General features: G+C 34.6%; 16 protein-coding genes and 1 pseudogene. 2 read left to right on the top strand and 15 right to left on the bottom strand.

Features of this window, described 5'->3' with window-relative positions; genetic code table 11:
- Window positions 1–267: 267 nt before the first annotated feature.
- From AC4BB2_RS01960 to AC4BB2_RS01915, 10 genes and pseudogenes are all read right to left on the bottom strand, one after another.
- Window positions 268–1,362, bottom strand: a complete 1,095-nt coding sequence (locus AC4BB2_RS01960) for a tyrosine-type recombinase/integrase (protein ID WP_490473773.1) — start codon at window positions 1,360–1,362, stop codon at window positions 268–270.
- A gap of 881 nt (window positions 1,363–2,243) precedes the next feature.
- Window positions 2,244–2,767: pseudogene (locus AC4BB2_RS01955) on the bottom strand (CRISPR-associated protein Cas4).
- A gap of 1 nt (window position 2,768) precedes the next feature.
- On the bottom strand, window positions 2,769–3,626 hold the full coding sequence (gene cas7c, locus AC4BB2_RS01950; RefSeq protein WP_490473772.1) for a type I-C CRISPR-associated protein Cas7/Csd2: 858 nt from the start codon (window positions 3,624–3,626) through the stop codon (window positions 2,769–2,771).
- A 3-nt stretch (window positions 3,627–3,629) separates the two neighbouring features.
- A complete protein-coding gene (gene cas8c / locus AC4BB2_RS01945) occupies window positions 3,630–5,555 on the bottom strand; it encodes a type I-C CRISPR-associated protein Cas8c/Csd1 (RefSeq protein ID WP_490473771.1) in 1,926 nt (641 codons plus the stop codon).
- A 2-nt stretch (window positions 5,556–5,557) separates the two neighbouring features.
- Entirely contained in the window at window positions 5,558–6,286 is a 729-nt protein-coding gene (cas5c, locus tag AC4BB2_RS01940; RefSeq protein ID WP_490473770.1) for a type I-C CRISPR-associated protein Cas5c, read from the bottom strand.
- Between the two features lie 16 nt (window positions 6,287–6,302).
- The gene (locus tag AC4BB2_RS01935; RefSeq protein ID WP_490473769.1) at window positions 6,303–6,635 is read right to left on the bottom strand and encodes a hypothetical protein; all 333 of its coding nucleotides are present in this window, start codon (window positions 6,633–6,635) and stop codon (window positions 6,303–6,305) included.
- Complete coding sequence (locus AC4BB2_RS01930; protein ID WP_490473768.1) at window positions 6,605–6,901, bottom strand: hypothetical protein; 297 nt, start codon at window positions 6,899–6,901, stop codon at window positions 6,605–6,607. The genes AC4BB2_RS01935 and AC4BB2_RS01930 overlap by 31 nt, the downstream gene beginning before the upstream one ends.
- Window positions 6,902–7,374: 473 nt before the next feature.
- Window positions 7,375–7,995 carry a type 1 glutamine amidotransferase family protein gene (locus AC4BB2_RS01925; protein WP_490473767.1) on the bottom strand — a complete coding sequence of 207 codons (621 nt, stop codon included), beginning with the start codon at window positions 7,993–7,995 and terminating at the stop codon, window positions 7,375–7,377.
- 62 nt (window positions 7,996–8,057) lie between these two features.
- Complete coding sequence (locus AC4BB2_RS01920; RefSeq protein ID WP_490473766.1) at window positions 8,058–8,996, bottom strand: helix-turn-helix transcriptional regulator; 939 nt, start codon at window positions 8,994–8,996, stop codon at window positions 8,058–8,060.
- 170 nt (window positions 8,997–9,166) lie between these two features.
- A complete protein-coding gene (locus AC4BB2_RS01915) occupies window positions 9,167–9,823 on the bottom strand; it encodes a Crp/Fnr family transcriptional regulator (protein ID WP_490473765.1) in 657 nt (218 codons plus the stop codon).
- 221 nt (window positions 9,824–10,044) lie between these two features.
- Here AC4BB2_RS01915 and AC4BB2_RS01910 point away from each other — a divergent pair, with 221 nt between their 5' ends.
- Both AC4BB2_RS01910 and AC4BB2_RS01905 read left to right on the top strand, forming a co-directional pair.
- The gene (locus AC4BB2_RS01910; protein WP_490473764.1) at window positions 10,045–11,262 is read left to right on the top strand and encodes an MFS transporter; all 1,218 of its coding nucleotides are present in this window, start codon (window positions 10,045–10,047) and stop codon (window positions 11,260–11,262) included.
- Between the two features lie 11 nt (window positions 11,263–11,273).
- Complete coding sequence (locus AC4BB2_RS01905) at window positions 11,274–11,456, top strand: hypothetical protein (protein WP_490473763.1); 183 nt, start codon at window positions 11,274–11,276, stop codon at window positions 11,454–11,456.
- 84 nt (window positions 11,457–11,540) lie between these two features.
- Here the strand turns inward: AC4BB2_RS01905 and AC4BB2_RS01900 are convergent, their stop codons facing one another.
- From AC4BB2_RS01900 to AC4BB2_RS01880, 5 genes are all read right to left on the bottom strand, one after another.
- Entirely contained in the window at window positions 11,541–12,362 is an 822-nt protein-coding gene (locus AC4BB2_RS01900) for a MetQ/NlpA family ABC transporter substrate-binding protein (RefSeq protein WP_490473762.1), read from the bottom strand.
- Between the two features lie 17 nt (window positions 12,363–12,379).
- Window positions 12,380–13,054, bottom strand: coding sequence for a methionine ABC transporter permease (locus tag AC4BB2_RS01895; protein WP_490473761.1), 675 nt, complete (start codon window positions 13,052–13,054; stop codon window positions 12,380–12,382).
- The gene (locus tag AC4BB2_RS01890; protein WP_490473760.1) at window positions 13,051–13,782 is read right to left on the bottom strand and encodes a methionine ABC transporter ATP-binding protein; all 732 of its coding nucleotides are present in this window, start codon (window positions 13,780–13,782) and stop codon (window positions 13,051–13,053) included. Before AC4BB2_RS01890 ends, AC4BB2_RS01895 begins: the two co-directional genes overlap by 4 nt.
- Before the next feature lie 15 nt (window positions 13,783–13,797).
- On the bottom strand, window positions 13,798–14,811 hold the full coding sequence (gene lplA, locus AC4BB2_RS01885; protein ID WP_490473759.1) for a lipoate--protein ligase: 1,014 nt from the start codon (window positions 14,809–14,811) through the stop codon (window positions 13,798–13,800).
- A gap of 294 nt (window positions 14,812–15,105) precedes the next feature.
- On the bottom strand, window positions 15,106–15,786 hold the full coding sequence (locus tag AC4BB2_RS01880; protein ID WP_490473758.1) for a thioesterase II family protein: 681 nt from the start codon (window positions 15,784–15,786) through the stop codon (window positions 15,106–15,108).
- Between the last annotated feature and the right edge of the window lie 29 nt (window positions 15,787–15,815).

Below are 15,815 nucleotides of genomic sequence, written 5' to 3'. Positions count from 1 at the left end.
GAATTGCCTAAAAAAAACTTTCCATTTCAGGCCTCATTTTTTTGCTTGACGGTAAAGTTGACGGCGGAAACCAGTTCGAGATGCAACTGAATAGCAGTAACTTTAGTTGATAAAATCAACTCGTTTTTTAATAATTCAATAAAACAAAATGAGTGTGAGGCAAAAGTAAAAAATACTTTTGCCTCACACTCATAATCAAATAAATTGCGGGGTAAACATAATTAATGGTTCACGTTTTTATTTCCTTCATTCTTACTCTTGCCTCGTTTAGCTAATTAATTCAATTGCTTTTCTTTTTTCAGATAAAAATGAATTTACATAAACATCTAATGTCATTTTTGTTGAATGATGACCTAGTAACGCACTAATGGTTGCTATATTTACACCTTTTTCTAAACAACGAGTCGCAAAACTGTGTCTAAGCTGGTGAAAACGAATATTTGGAAAACAGAGACTTTGGCATATTTGTTTTAACCAATTTGAAATAAGACGTGGTTCTATTGGTTTGTCTCCTCCTAAGACAAAGACACCGCTACTTTTATTTTTTTGCTTAGTCAAAATTTCGCTCAAATTTTGACTAAACGGAATAGTCCTTTTAGAGCTTATACTTTTCGGTGGACCTTCAATGACCTGCGTTTTTTTATTGATTCCATTTATAATTTGAATTCTTTGAACTGTTCGTTTTACAGTAAGAATATTCGCTGAAAAGTCAATATCCTCCCACTTTAATCCAGAAATTTCGCCAATTCTCATCCCAGTTTCTAAAGCTAGTATAATGGCCAAGCCGTTAGGATGTGCTGCTGCTTTTTTCTTTAGTTGTTCTTGCTCAGTAGCTGTAATTGCATTTATATTATTTGGTATTTTTTTGGGTAATATAGCATTTTTACAGGGATTTTCTGAAATTAATTCTTTTTTTACAGCCATTGATAAACAGGCGGTTAAAACTTGATAGATGACCCTAACAGAATTTGGAGATAGGTTCTGTTCTAATTTTTTAATCCATTTATTTATATCTTCTGTCGTAATTGCTTGTAAAGAGATGCCTCCCAAAAAGGGAAGTATGTGTTTCATCATTTTATTTGCATAACTAGCATATGTGCTAGGTTTTAGTTGACTCTGAATTTCAGCAAGCCAATAGGACGTCCAATCACCAAAGGTTCCTAGGTATGTACTATTATTTTTAAAGGTATAATTAGTGGCATAAAGAGCTTTCATCTTTAACAATTTTTCTTTCAGTTCTACATATTTATTGCTGTACATATAACCATAAATTGCACTTCCATCACTCCTTCTTCCTTTTATGTACCTTCCTTCCCAACGACCATCTTTTCGCTTATAAATATTTTCTCCCTTTTTCACCATAATTTGTTTCCCCCTTTGCTTAAATTCTGACGGCGATTTGACGGCTAATGAATTCCCCCTCAAAAACTACGTATCACCAACTCCAAAAGAATAAATAATAAATAAAAAACAAATAAAAACGAAAAACAACATGTTGACAAATCTGACAAAACAATATATCATCACTTTAATAAGGTTTAATTTACTTTTGAATTTGTATTTATTCTTGTTTGTTAATATAACACGAAACAAATAAAAAAAATACACTAAAAAAATAACGAATATTTCAACTCTTGAACAAGGTTAATCTGGACAATTTGAAAAAAGATCGTAATCCCTTTAATCGTTTAACAGAAAGTATGATACATAAAAAAAGCCTACTCACCAAAATTTAGGAGCAGACTTATGGTTGAAAATCTATGAATGAATCCAGTAATAAATTGACTTTCCTTGCCTATATCTAAATAGAGCTAGACAAACAACTATCAATCATCTTTGTTACTCTTTACTTTATTTAAATCCACTAGCTCTAAACGGAGCTAGACTGACTACTAAGGCACAGGGGTCAGAACTTCAAAAGTATTTCAATCCACTAGCTCTAAAAAAAGCTAGACATTCACAATGGCTAAATTAACAACACATCCAATTGATTTCAATCCACTAGCTCTGTTTAGAGTTAGACCACGAATTGGTAAAAATAAGTATTATATTTTTACCAATTCAAAAAAACATACTTTAAACATCAAAATCACATGAGAAAAAAGGCGTTTACCACATAAAAACAAAAAATGTTTAGTGCAAATCCCCAGTCATTTCATGTGCACTTAAAATGACAATGTTCTCCCAATCTAATGCTAAATAGGTCTCAGGTGTTGTTACAAATAGGGTATTTAGTAACTTTCTCATTCACATAATCTCCTATCTAAATAGTCTTTGACAGTTTGAACATTCATTAATTTTGGTAAACAGATATTTTGCAAGGAACATTTTTTACAGAAGTTGCCTGTTTTGACTTTTGGTGTATATCGTCTTTTCCAGTGTTGATGCATTTCAGCTACATTTTTTTGTAGTTCTTCTCGCTATGTTCTTGCTTTGGTTTACCATGTTTATACTACACCGGAACAGGAGAAAAAAAACTGTTTCTCCATTTAAGGGTACCATTAGGATCTTGAACAAATTCAACCACATCACAAATTCCCGTGATTCAAAGAGTTGGTGAATGGATAGGTAATGCACGAACGATCAAACGATCTTTTCGTTTTTCTCTAATCGTTGGTTGATCTGCTTTTGCATGAAGATATTGACCTTCTATTGTCAAATCATTTTCTTGCCATTGCTGTTCAATATAGATCAACCCCCATTGTCGACGGCAAAAAAGAAAATGCTGAATACCAGAAATCATTAAATAATCTTGTTCCTCGTACATATTATAGTCCGTCGATAACTGTTAATTTGATTCCTTCTAGTGATTCCACGCTTACCTTGTAATCATCAAATGATTTTGCACGATCAACTTCAGGCATTTTTTCGATTTTTACAGAGCGATGAACTTTGGCAGAAGAGGTTTTGCCCATTTTACTTGGGTGTTCCCACCAGTAAACTTTTTCTACCGCCATACTGCCATCGGGACGAGCAGATGATGCATCGTTTTCGAATAGAGTGATTAATGCTTCTTTGATTTTTTCTGCGTCATTTTTGGTGAAGCCTGTTTTCTCTGCAAGTTGGACATTGATGCTGCCATTAAAGACGTAAACACCAAAATCTACGAAGTGTTTTGTTCCCATTGTGTCAGAGCTTTTTTTCTCCTCAGTCACAGAGTTAACACTTTTCGTAATTTGCATGGTATTGATATCAATCGGATCTAAACTTATAGCTGTCTGAATTGAAACAGGTCCTCGAACACCCACAGACAAATCAGATCCTTTAAATGCAAAGACTTGTCCAAAACTTCTTGTATCCATAAATGTCTCGCAGGCAACTTCTGCATAACGATCCGCATCTTTTTTCTTGTCTTTAATAATTGTTTCTAGTTCTTTTACTGCATTTGCTCGATCTTTTAAACTTTTAAATCCATCATCAGTACGATCGTCAGATTGAACAAAAATACGCTCTCCTAAGTCTTGCAGACGATTACGGATTTTTCGTTTGATTGCAACATCTGATATTTCACCAAACCCATCAAAATTTTGGCGAGGGCGATTTCCGTTTAATGGATCACCATTTGGATTGGCGCTAGTTACTGACGTAATTACTTTAAAGTCGATTTTGTGTGTTAAAACTGTCATTATTTATTCCTCCGTTTCCTCTTCTTTATTTTCTAATTCGTATTTCTGACTATAATATCCTAACAAATATTTTCCATTTAGCATCTCATCATTATACTGTTTCAAATCAAATGTATTTCCTATTTCTTTTAATATATCCTGAAATTTTTTACCTCTCCCCCATAACCTGGATTGGTAAGGAACTAAGTTTTGTTGGATAATTTTCCAAGTCGTTTCTGGATGCATACTAAAAGCATTCATATAACGAATCGCATTCGTTTGTCTACTTCCTAGTTTTCCATTTGCAGCTAGTGCGTCTTCTTCTAACTTATCTGCCACTGCCAACATTCTCCCAAATAGATAATTTCTATCTGTTTCATTTTTATCTAATGCCACATTTCTTTCCTCCTCTTTAAAATTAAACTGTTTATTCATAACTGCACATGTAATACTTAACGTTTTTTCCCATTCCCGTTTTTCCATGCTTACGGGATTTGATGCTCTTTGCAAAAGATTCCTAACTAAATTTATCGGAATTCTTTTTCCATCTACAACACAAGGAAATAGTTCATGGATTGTATTTTTTACTAAAGTGTCACTTGCTCTGGCACCATAAGCTGCTTCAGCGATATCTCTCAGCGATGGCGCACCCCAAAATGTGTAACGTTGTTTATCTTTGCTACCGTAAGTATGACGCCAAAAACAAGTTTGATGCCATTCTTCAATTTGAGCAAAGTATTTCTCTTTTTCAATTGATCGATAATATAGAATGCTCATCCTACCAGGAGTAGCAGCATCTAAAATCATAATATAGATAGGTTCATGATAAGCTAGTTTTACACTGTAGCCTTTCAATGCTTTTTTAAATAATTCAGAAAATTGTTGATAGGTCGTAACTGCATTCAGCAGAACTTCCGCTTTTTCATCTTTTGCAAAAATCTCATCAAAATTAAGAAGATCCGCACTTGATGCTTCGGGATTAGGAACCTTGGTTTCTTTTCTCCCCCATGTTAAGAAGACTCGTTCATCTAATATAAACGCTTGTTTACCAATCAGCCATTTCAAAGCATTATGTCCCTTTTGAGAGACTTCGTAACTAATGGAAGCGACTTGGTTTTTATCTGTAAAACGACCTTTATACGTGAAATTTTTAGAATCATTTCCAGAAATCAATTTTGCCATATCACCACTAAAACGTACTTTTGATGGATGATTTTCTGTTAGCGGTAAGATTTTCCCCGTTACATAATCAAAATCCTCATTCGTCAATTGTTTTGTGTAGTACGCAACAAATGAATCAATTATTTCTGAGTCTCCCCAGAGCGGTCGTTTTCCTTTGCCATTTTCTTGGATAGCAAATCGGACAAATGACGTGCTTTGCTCACCAACTAATACGCCAAATAAAGGCGGTTTCTCACCAAATTCTGCTTCAAGATTCTTTGACCACTTTGGGATAAGTTGATGATTTTTCTCAATCATCACATTTGCTCGTACTAAATCTTCAATTAACTTTCCCTTTTCTAAATAGGTCAAAACACTTTTAACAACAGCCTGAGAATAATCCGATTGGCACCATGCGTGCAAATTTTCTATATACATCTCATAGGAATTTTTTCCAGCTTTATTCCTCTTATATACACCACCATACTTTTCAAAATCACCAGCAACATAAACAAGGTTATCATGAATTAAATGTGGCGCAGATTTTGAACCAGACCTTCCAGCTGATTCAATGGTTACTGGAATCATTGTCTGCCTGTCTTCTTTAGGTACTATACTGGCCGAATACAATTCACCCGCTGGCGTAATCACTACTTCAATTTGCGCATCTTGATAAGCATGAGCAATTGGTAAAAGAACGATTTCTTTTCCATATGAGGTTCGCTGGATTTGTCCTACTTGATCCTCATTTTCTTTGTATGTTTCATATAAATCATTTAGCCAACTCATTATTACACCTCACGTTTTAAGGTTTCAAATAAATGATCGACAGCTTCTATTTCTGAATGTTCAAAGGTTTTCGCCTGCATCGTTCTTAACGGTCGAACGAGTGTACATTCTTCAGGACGTTTAAAGGTAATGATCCCTTTTTCCATTATCGGCCGCCATAAGCGAACAGCTAGCTCATCTTTTCCTGTTTCATCTGGATAAGACAATCCATGTACCATTGTGCCAAAATGCAGCTCTCCTTCATAATCATCATAATCGCCTTTCGCCTTACCAAACGCAACTGGCTCCACGTAACCTTGACATTCTCTAGTTCCTAGAAAAATATCTCTTCTTCCACCAGCTTTGATTGAACGTTTTAAAATTTGGTAATGTTTATCTTCATCCCAATCACCTTTTAAATCAGGACGATGTTGGTTAAATTCAAAGTGTACTTTCACTTCATAAACAGGCTTTTTTAAATACGTATAATATGCTAAATCACTGGCACTGCTGTCATTATATTTCATTGGACGAATTCCTTTAGATTCCATTTGAATGGATTTCATCACACGAACTTCATCAATGTAGTAAACGATTGATGGTTTCCAATAAATGCTTTCTGTCATTCCTTTTAGTGCTTGATATGTAGGAATCTGATACGTCATTTTTTCCCCACCCATTTTTGTCAAAGGATCAGTAAAAAGAGCGTAATCACCTTCAACTCTATATGAGATTTGATTTTTATATTTCATTATTAACTCCTCCTTTTTAAAACCCTAGAGAACCCCTCGCCGCTTCTGCTTTTATATCTATACCAAAATCCAAATCATATGCATTACTTGTAAGTGCTAGGATATCTCCATTCAACAATGGATAAATTGCGCCATTTTTTTGAAGTTCCATAAGCTTATGTTGGAAGATATTCACCATGTATTGCTGTGTTTTTCTTAATGTTGGGGCATACTTTTCAGGCCTCAACTCTCCATTTAAATCAGCGATAAGTTTATTCCCTTCTTTATATGGAACAAGTACTGATGTTGTTGGGCTATCAATGACCTGAAAATATTTCCCTACTGTTTTAGGACTGCTTCTAAAAGCCAACAAAGAGCAGAGCCGTGGGTTCGTTTGTAATGTTCCAAAGCATTAATACTTTCTCCTAATAGACTAAAATGTATCATTTTGTCTAACTCTAATTTTCCTTCTGGTGTAAAATAGTCTTGCCGACCTCGGCTACTGTGATGAGAGATAATTCCATTACCTACTAATGCAGCAAGTATATATGAAAATGGATCACAAGCATTTTTATGACAATAATCAAACAGTAACTTGCCACCAGCTATTGAATGATCTACACTACCACGTGTCACACTGTTCGGATCAGCAACAGATTTTTCAAATACTCTTGAAAGTTATCTGAATATTTCCCCTAGATCGTGGAGTAAACCAGCTAAATAGCTCGTTTTTCTTAATCCGATTTTCCCACTTCAATCAGTACTTAGTTGGGCACGTTCTACTAGGTGATTTTTTAATAATTGCTTTTCTCTATCTGATTTCCTCACGTGTGCGATATACGCAAAAAACTACTTTTCACTAAATGTATTAAATACATTATATCATTTATACAAAAAAGAACTATCTAAATTTTTAGATAGTTTCATAATTTTTCCTATAAAAATTTTGTATTTATGTTTGTTTTAAAAATTGGGAACTAAAAATTGGAATAAGATGTACTCAAAACAACAACATTTATACCCGTTATCCCCTATTTTATAGCACCATTGTCCACTTTTCCTATCTACCAAGTCTTTTATCAATCTATGAAACACGTTCAAAAGTACTTTTAACCAATATTATCATCACCAGTATTTCTTAATTCTTGTTTTAGCGCTTCGTAGTAACCTAATTTGTAAAAGTTATACCATTGTTCCACTTCTTTTTCTGACATTACTTCCAGTGCCAGCAAAATTTCTCTAGCAAACTCTAAATGTCCAGTCCCATTGGCTGTAATCAGGTTATTCTCTCTTATTGCTTGTACTTCTACAAACTGATTCGCACCGGTATATCGATCATCCGCATAATCTTTTAAATCTTGTAATTGATTGCTGGTATGTTTGAGATTGTTTAACAAACCTATCTTTCCCAGATAAACAGTTGCATCACAGATCGCAGCAATCACAGCACCTTGTTGTTCGGCTTTCTCCACTAAGGCCTCAACTGCTTCTGCTTTGTTCGTTCGCCAAGACTTTCCGCCAATTAAAATCAACGCCCCAAATTCTTTTTGACACGCTTCTACAAGCGTATAATCAGGTAGTATAGAAAAACCTCCCATCGAATGAATTGCTTGTTTTTCATTTGAAACAGTTTTAACAGTGAAACCTTCTTGCTGATTTAGTACAGCCGCAATTGATGCTGCTTCCCAATCTGCATATTCTTCTAATAGTACAAAAAACACTTCTGTCATGTTTCATTCCTCCTCTTTATCAATTGGATTTTATCATACAACAGAAGTGTGACAACTGATTGTCAGCTTTTATAAAGAAAATACATTTGTTCGATTTTCTCTTTGACTGCCTCAACTATTATCGGCGGTTCAATGACTTTTACCTTGTCCTGTAAACGTAGAATAAAATCTACCGTTTTTTTGGGATTTATCAGCGGAAATACGATCCTTCCGATAACGCCGTCTTTTTCATGCTCATCAAAAAATTCTGCACCTAGTTTGTCAATTAAATATAATTTATCTTTTTGCTTATAAGTTAAAACGATTTGCTGAGTTTCTGGCGATAGCATTGCTTCTAGATAATCTTTTTCAGATTCCATAGTTAACTTCACAGCTTCTAGCTTTCTAAAATCAAATGGTTCCTCTAGTAGAGTATACGTTTGAATCCTAGTCAGTTTAAACAACCGAAACGCTTGTCTTTTCAAGCAAAATCCATAAAGATACCAATGTGAAGCTTTAAAAATAAGTTTATATGGTTCTACTTTTCGTTTAGAATAACCTTTTCTGGAGTGATACTGAATAGCAATGATTTTTTGCATTGCTATGGCTTGCCGAAAATCGTTTAATATATTTTTACTTCCGTTTGGTTTAAACCAAGAAGATAAATCGATCAACAAATCACTTTGAGGTTGTTGTATCGTCGTATTCGGTGCAATTTTTGCCAACAAAGGACTGATTTCAGCGGATGTCGAGATACTTTGAATCGCCGAAAGTCCGGTCATAATCGTCGAAATATCCTCTGTTGAAAAAATATGTTTACTAACTTTATAACCATCAACAATGCCGTAACCACCTCGAACTCCTGAATAAGAAATAATCGGAATCCCAGCTAAATTCAAGGTTTCAATATCACGGTAAATGGTTCGTTTAGATACTTCCAGCCGTTCAGCCAATCCTTTAGCAGTCATTCGGTCATTTTCTGTTAACAAATTTACCAGACTAAGTAAGCGATCAATTTTCATATTTTCTCCTTTTCATCGCATCTATACAGATAAAAAAAGAATCCATTCGCTAAACACTCATTGATTCTTTCTTACTTTATTTTTGTATCATTATTATACTGTGTAATTGCTCATACCACAATTCGATATAGTCAGTGAATACATCAAAATCGAAATTTAGGCACATTTCTCTACAAAATGATATTGTCCTTCAAAATTTCCATATCCGTAATCACTATTTTCCTATCTTGAATTCTGATTGCTCCCAAATCCTTCAACTGCTGCATCATTCGATTGACACTACTAGCAGACGTAATCCCGCAAAAATGAGCAATTTCTTCATTCGTCACTACGAAATCAATCAACAATCCCTCATCTGTCTCTACACCAAATGTATCATATAACTCATAAATCTGTGTACAAACAGCGCCAAATTTACCATTCATCAACATTTGCTGCATCTTTTTCATTGAATACATTAAACGAACACGATAATAATCTTTCACATACATCTGCAGCTCTTTACTCTGATTAATATCCTTCCAAAACTGAACACGATCAATCTGATATAATTCCGCTTGTTCTGATTCAATTCGAATATTAAACGGCGCATCGATAAATTGAGAATATTCATCTCTTAAAAGCGAAACAATCTCCAAACTATTGATATATCGGAGATTAAATTCTCTCCCATCAGGAGAAATGACACTTGTTTTGATGATTCCACTTTTTAAAATATACGCATAACGATCCTGTAACCCTTCATAGGTGAGATAGGTCTTTTTTTTCTTTACTACTATTGGAAATGAATGATTATCTAGGTATTCTTGTAGCACATGACTGTCCATTCTCTAACTCCTCATCCTTTTTCATTAAAAATAAAAGCAAGTATTATTTAAAAGGATAACACATCTAAAAACAACAACAAATGTATATGACTTTTGTTGTCATCTTTTTTTTATGACAAATCCGCATTTTTTTCTATGTATTTTTTCGTATAGTTACATCTACAAAGATGTTTTCAGAAATTATCGTGAAATTTCACAAAAGAAAGAAGGAACAACTTACAATGAAGCAAGATTCAGAAGAAAAGTTATTTAACAAAGGGTTTATCAGTATTACTTTGATCAATTTTGTCGTCTATCTCGTCTATTATTTATTGATGGTAATCATTGCCGTGATCGCTCAAGATACGCTTCACGCTTCTTTAGGTCAAGCAGGACTTGCCTCAGGGATTTATATTATTGGTACGCTATTTGCTCGATTATTTATGGGAAAAACATTGGAATTGATTGGTAGAAAAGCTGTTTTAAGATACGGCGCATTATTTTATCTCATTACAACCATTGCTTATTTATATATACCGAGTATTGGTATTCTCTATTTAGTGCGTTTATTGAATGGTTTTGGTTATGGAACGGTCTCGACCGCGACAAATGCCATCGTTACTGCTTATATTCCTAAATCCAAACATGGAGAAGGAATCAATTACTATGGTTTAAGTACTAGCTTGGCAGCCGCAATTGGCCCTTTTATTGGAATGGTTCTTTTAAATACAATGAGTTTTTATTTTATTATCCTATTTTCAATCGTACTTATTTTACTTACAACAATTGCTTGTTTTATCTTCCCAGTAAAAAATATCCAATTGAATGCTGAACATAAAGCAAGTTTGTCTCGTTGGACAGTTGATAGCTTTATTGAAAAGAAGGTGCTATTTATTTCTTTTATCGCCTTTTTGATGGGTCTTTCTTATTCAAGTGTTCTATCTTTCCTTTCTTCTTATGCAAAAGTGATCGACCTTGTTAATGCAAGTTCATTTTTCTTTGTTGTCTATGCTTTAGTAATCACTGCGACTCGCCCGATGTCTGGAAGAATCTTTGATGCTCGTGGTGAAAATGCTGTAATGTATCCTAGTTTTCTTTTTTTAACTGCAGGTTTGCTTTTATTGAGCATGACAACCAATAGTTGGATGTTATTGGTTTCTGGCGGCTTGATTGGTTTAGGCTACGGTACTTTTATGTCTAACGGCCAAGCGATTTGTCTGAAAGTCAGCCCAAATAGTCATCGAATTGGGATTGCCTTGTCTACTTATTTTATTGGCTTAGATCTTGGACTTGGTGTGGGTCCTTATCTCTTAGGTGAACTTCAAAGTAGTCTATCTTTTTCAGGACTGTACTTAGTTGCAAGTGTCATCCCTGTTATTTGCATCATTCTTTATGCTTTATTTTATCAATCAAAAACGGACAATAAACGACTTCCAGCAGGACAATTGGAAGAAGAATAGGAGAAGATAGTATGAATACAGATGAACGGATGTTAGACGTTTTGAAACAAACATTAGTAAAAATCGAAGAGTTGAATGCCCGATTAGGTCATATTGAAAAGAATCTTACGTTGAGTGATGGTTCCAAAACCTATATGGATCACTATGTACAAGAAATTAAAGGATCCATTGAAAACAATAATATTATGGGATAAACTCAAAAATTAAAAAAATCAGAAAATATAACAATTTCCGTCTACTTTCGTAAAATTGTCGTATTTTCTGATTTTTTATTTTTTTTAAAACGCTGGCGTTAATGTCTCACTATATTTTGTTTCCAACAACTCTCTAACTTTGGCACTGGTCATAGCTTTTTTCAAGGCTTTGATTTTATCTGAGTCTTTGTTATCTTCTCTAGCCACCAAGCTAATTGCAAAACGGTCATCCACTTTTTTCTCTAATAAAATCGCGTCTTTCGGTGTTAAACCAATTTTGGCAATATAGGTTGGGTAATTGTAGACCATAGCGATATCTTTTTCGTTATATGCTTCAGCTAAATTCAGTAAATCAACGGATACCCATTTAAAGTCTTTTGGATTGTCTATGATATCTTTGGTCGTACCCTTAAAACCTACACCTTCTTTTAGCTTAATCAAACCAGCATCATCCAAAATCGCTAGTGCACGACCTTCATTGGACACATCACTTGGCAATGCAATTTTCGCACCATTTGGCAAGTCTTTGATGTCTTTGTAATCCTTAGAATAAAAACCGACTTTAGCATTGTAAATTTTTTGTACAACAACTAAATTTCCATCTTTTTCTTCATTGAATTTTTGCATAAAAGGTTCGTGTTGTGCAAAATTGGCATCAATTTCCTTGGCATTTAACAACTCATTGTATTGAATATTATCATTAACCTGAACCAATTCAACTTTGTACCCGTCTTCGATGTTTTTCCCTGCCAACTCAACAACTTCAACAGTCGAAGGGATATGAGAGGCGACTTTTATTACTTTATCTTCCTTTTTAGCTGTATCTGCTTTACCTTTTTGTCCACTACATCCTACAACTGCTAATCCCGCCACCACTAACATACTAATCAAAACTTTCTTTTTCATACCTTTGCTCCTAACTATTATTTTTTATTTATTTTTTTAGCCAGCCAGCTTCCACTGATCTGTATAACACTAACAAAAAGAATCATAAGAACAATTGCTGTATACATCACAGCATATTCATACCGCTGATAACCGTAACGTAATGCAAAATCGCCAATACCGCCACCGCCGATGACACCCATAACAGTTGAATAAGATACCATACTAATAATGACTGACGTCAAGGTTAAGACTAACCCAGATCGTGCCTCTACATATAAAAAACGAAAAACCAACTGCGTTTTACTACTCCCTAAAGACTGGGCTAATTCTAAAATGTCATTGGGAATTTCTAACAATACTTGCTCAACCAATCGAGCATATAATGCCACTGCCACAAAACTCAACGGCAACGAAGCAGCATAAGTCCCAAAGGCCGTACCTAATACCAAACGAGTAAAAGGAATCAATGCAACTACAAACAACAAAAAGGGAAATGAACGAACAATATTAATGTATCCATTTAAGAAAATCCCCATCAGACGATTGGCTTTGGTTGGTCTTTTCTTTGTCAAATACACAATTGTTCCTAAGGGTAAGCCGACAATGATTGCAGCGATTATTGAAATAAGAATCATTATCCCGCTTTCAGCCAAGGCTTTATTCAACTCTGGAAGGTAATAACTAATTTTATCTATATACGCTGTCATCATCCTAAACTCTCCCGAACTCTTTCATAATAAGAACCAAATTGTGCTTGTTGCTGCCCGTTTTGAATCTCGATAGTTTCTAGGATTTTGCCCTTTTCTAAAACGGCAGTTCGATTGCATAACTGCTTGATTAAATTCAGTTCGTGACTGACAATAACCATTGTTGTCCCGAAAGTTTGATTGATTTTCCGTAATAATTCCATTATGTCATAAGCATTTTGTCCATCCAAAGCTGAAGTTGGTTCATCACAGAGTAAAATTTCTGGTTGTGTAATCAGTGCTCGGGCAATTCCTACTCGCTGCTTTTCACCACCGCTAAGCTGTCTTGGGTAATGATTTCCTTTATCAGAGAGTCGGACAAAGGCTAAGACTTCTTGCACTTTCTCTATATCATATGACTTGTTTAAACGTAAGGGCAAACCAATATTTTCATTCACTGTTTGATTATAAAGTAAGTTAAACTGTTGAAAAATCATACCTATTCTTTTACGGTTTAACCTTTTTTCAGTCTCATTCAGCTGCATCACGTTGATGCCGCCTACTTTAACTTGCCCTTTGCTAGGCTCTTCCAGCGTATTGATCATTCGCAATAATGTCGATTTTCCAGAGCCGCTTTCGCCGATTACACCATATAATTCATGGTCTTTGATTTGTAAATCGACGTTGTCTAACGCAGTAATTTCTATCCCATTATGGCTATATTTTTTTGAAACTTGTTCAAATGTAATCATTTCATTTCCTCCAACTTAATCAACCAACAACCGAAGAATCTCCTCTTTAGAAACATTGTTAAAATACTCGCCTACCTCAACCTCATCCAATACTCGTTTAATTGCCCCGTGCTCATAGTTGCAGCCAGTCAATAAACGTTCTATTTCTTTGGTATCTTTTTGATTGAAATAATCGCCGAAAATCGTGATGGCATCAATCCGCCCTTTTTCTACAGAGATATTCGCTTCAATCAATCCACCTTGGAATTTTTCTTCTCTTTTGATTGTAAATTTAGGTTCTTCCCCAAAGATCCAAGCATCATTTCCATAGATATTCTCCACTAGCTGATCGATAGACTGCTCATCTTCTTGAGTCAAATGGTATTCTTGTGCTTTGATTTCTTCCATTGTTTCAGCATTGAATAAATGCAGCAATAAGCGATCTCGAAAGGCTTCCGTCGAAATCCCTTGATATTCTTTAGATAGATACGGCTTTAGATTGGTTACTCGGCTTCTAACTGATTTTGTGCCTTTAGATGCCAGTTTTTTTTCGGAAACAGTCAATACTCGACTCACTTCATTAAGATCAACATCCAACATCAAGGTCCCATGTGAATACATTTTTTTATTTTTTGTGTACATCGCATTACCTGAGAATTTTTTCCCATCAATCAGCAAGTCATTACGACCACTAATCTCAGCTCCGGTTGCTCCCATTTCATGCAAAGCATCAATAATCGGTTGTGTAAAAAGTTTAAAGTTCCCAAAGGATTCATGATCAGCATTAACGACAAAACTAAAACTTAAGTTCCCTAAATCGTCATATACCGCACCGCCGCCGGATAATCTTCGTGTAATCGTGATTTGGTGTTCTCTGGCATAATGTAAATCGACTTCTGCCCGTACATTTTGATTACGTCCAACAATTACACAAGGTTTTTGAATATAAAATAAAACTAGCGGTTCGTCAAATGTTCGTTGATTTAATAAATATTGCTCAGTCGCTAAGTTTCGACGGATATCCTGAGAGGGCATAATAACATAATACATTTTATTCCTCTTTTCTATAAAAGTGCTTTCACTAAAAATATTGGAAAATTTCTGACAATTCCAATTACAGGCTTAGTCTATCATTCCTAGTTATAATATTACATATATTTGCTCAAAAAAGCTTTATATTGTAAGGAAAAAGTTTATTTTATATAACAGAAATTTGAATTTAAGACAGTTTTTAGTACAGAAAATAACCTTATTGCTTGATACTTAACTTTTACATTCATCTTCGAAATCTAAAAATAAGCACCTGTCATACTAATTAACAGACGTGCTTATTTCAGGTTTTTTCTATTTATTTTCGTTTATTTTTTGCTTGATGACTGCAAGAATTTCTTCCACATTGCTGCGAATAAAAAAATGATCTCCTTGAAAAATCCTCTGTTCACAATTCGGTCCTATCAAATCTATCCAATCCTTCAATTCACTTTTTTCTTCCAGTTCTCCATTAAAAATAAGGACCGGACAAGTAACTCTTTCCTTGGTCAAATTGAATTTGAACTGACTTAATAAGGTCAAATCTTCTCGCAGATAATCTGAGACTAATGCTAAAAGCTCCACTTCTTGAAAAACTTCTTTAGGGATTCCTCCTAATTTAAAGAAAATTTGATTGAATTTATTTACAGGCGCGCATAAAAGCGAATCATAGTTTTTAAAATGAAAGACTTCACTTCCTGAAAATATAATATACTTAGGTTGTCGAATCGTCATTACGTCAATTTTTTTGTAGATATCAGCTACGACTTTTGCTCCCATACTATGTCCAAATAATATATAGTCTCTTGTAAAATCCACACGCTCTACTACTTGTTTCATTGTTGTTTCAATCAATAGTTGCCACGTTTGCGGTCTTTCAGCAAAACTTCTTCGACCTCTGCCATCATACTCGATTTGTATAATTTCAATTTGATCATCATACAAAGCTAGCCATTCTTTATACGGATTGATGATACTTCCTGCGTAAGGAAACATAACTAATTGAATCCTCGATTTCTCCGCCC

This window comes from Enterococcus sp. AAFC-DPL-5146 (assembly GCF_058216635.1).
This window is presented reverse-complemented; position numbering and strand designations above follow the sequence as displayed.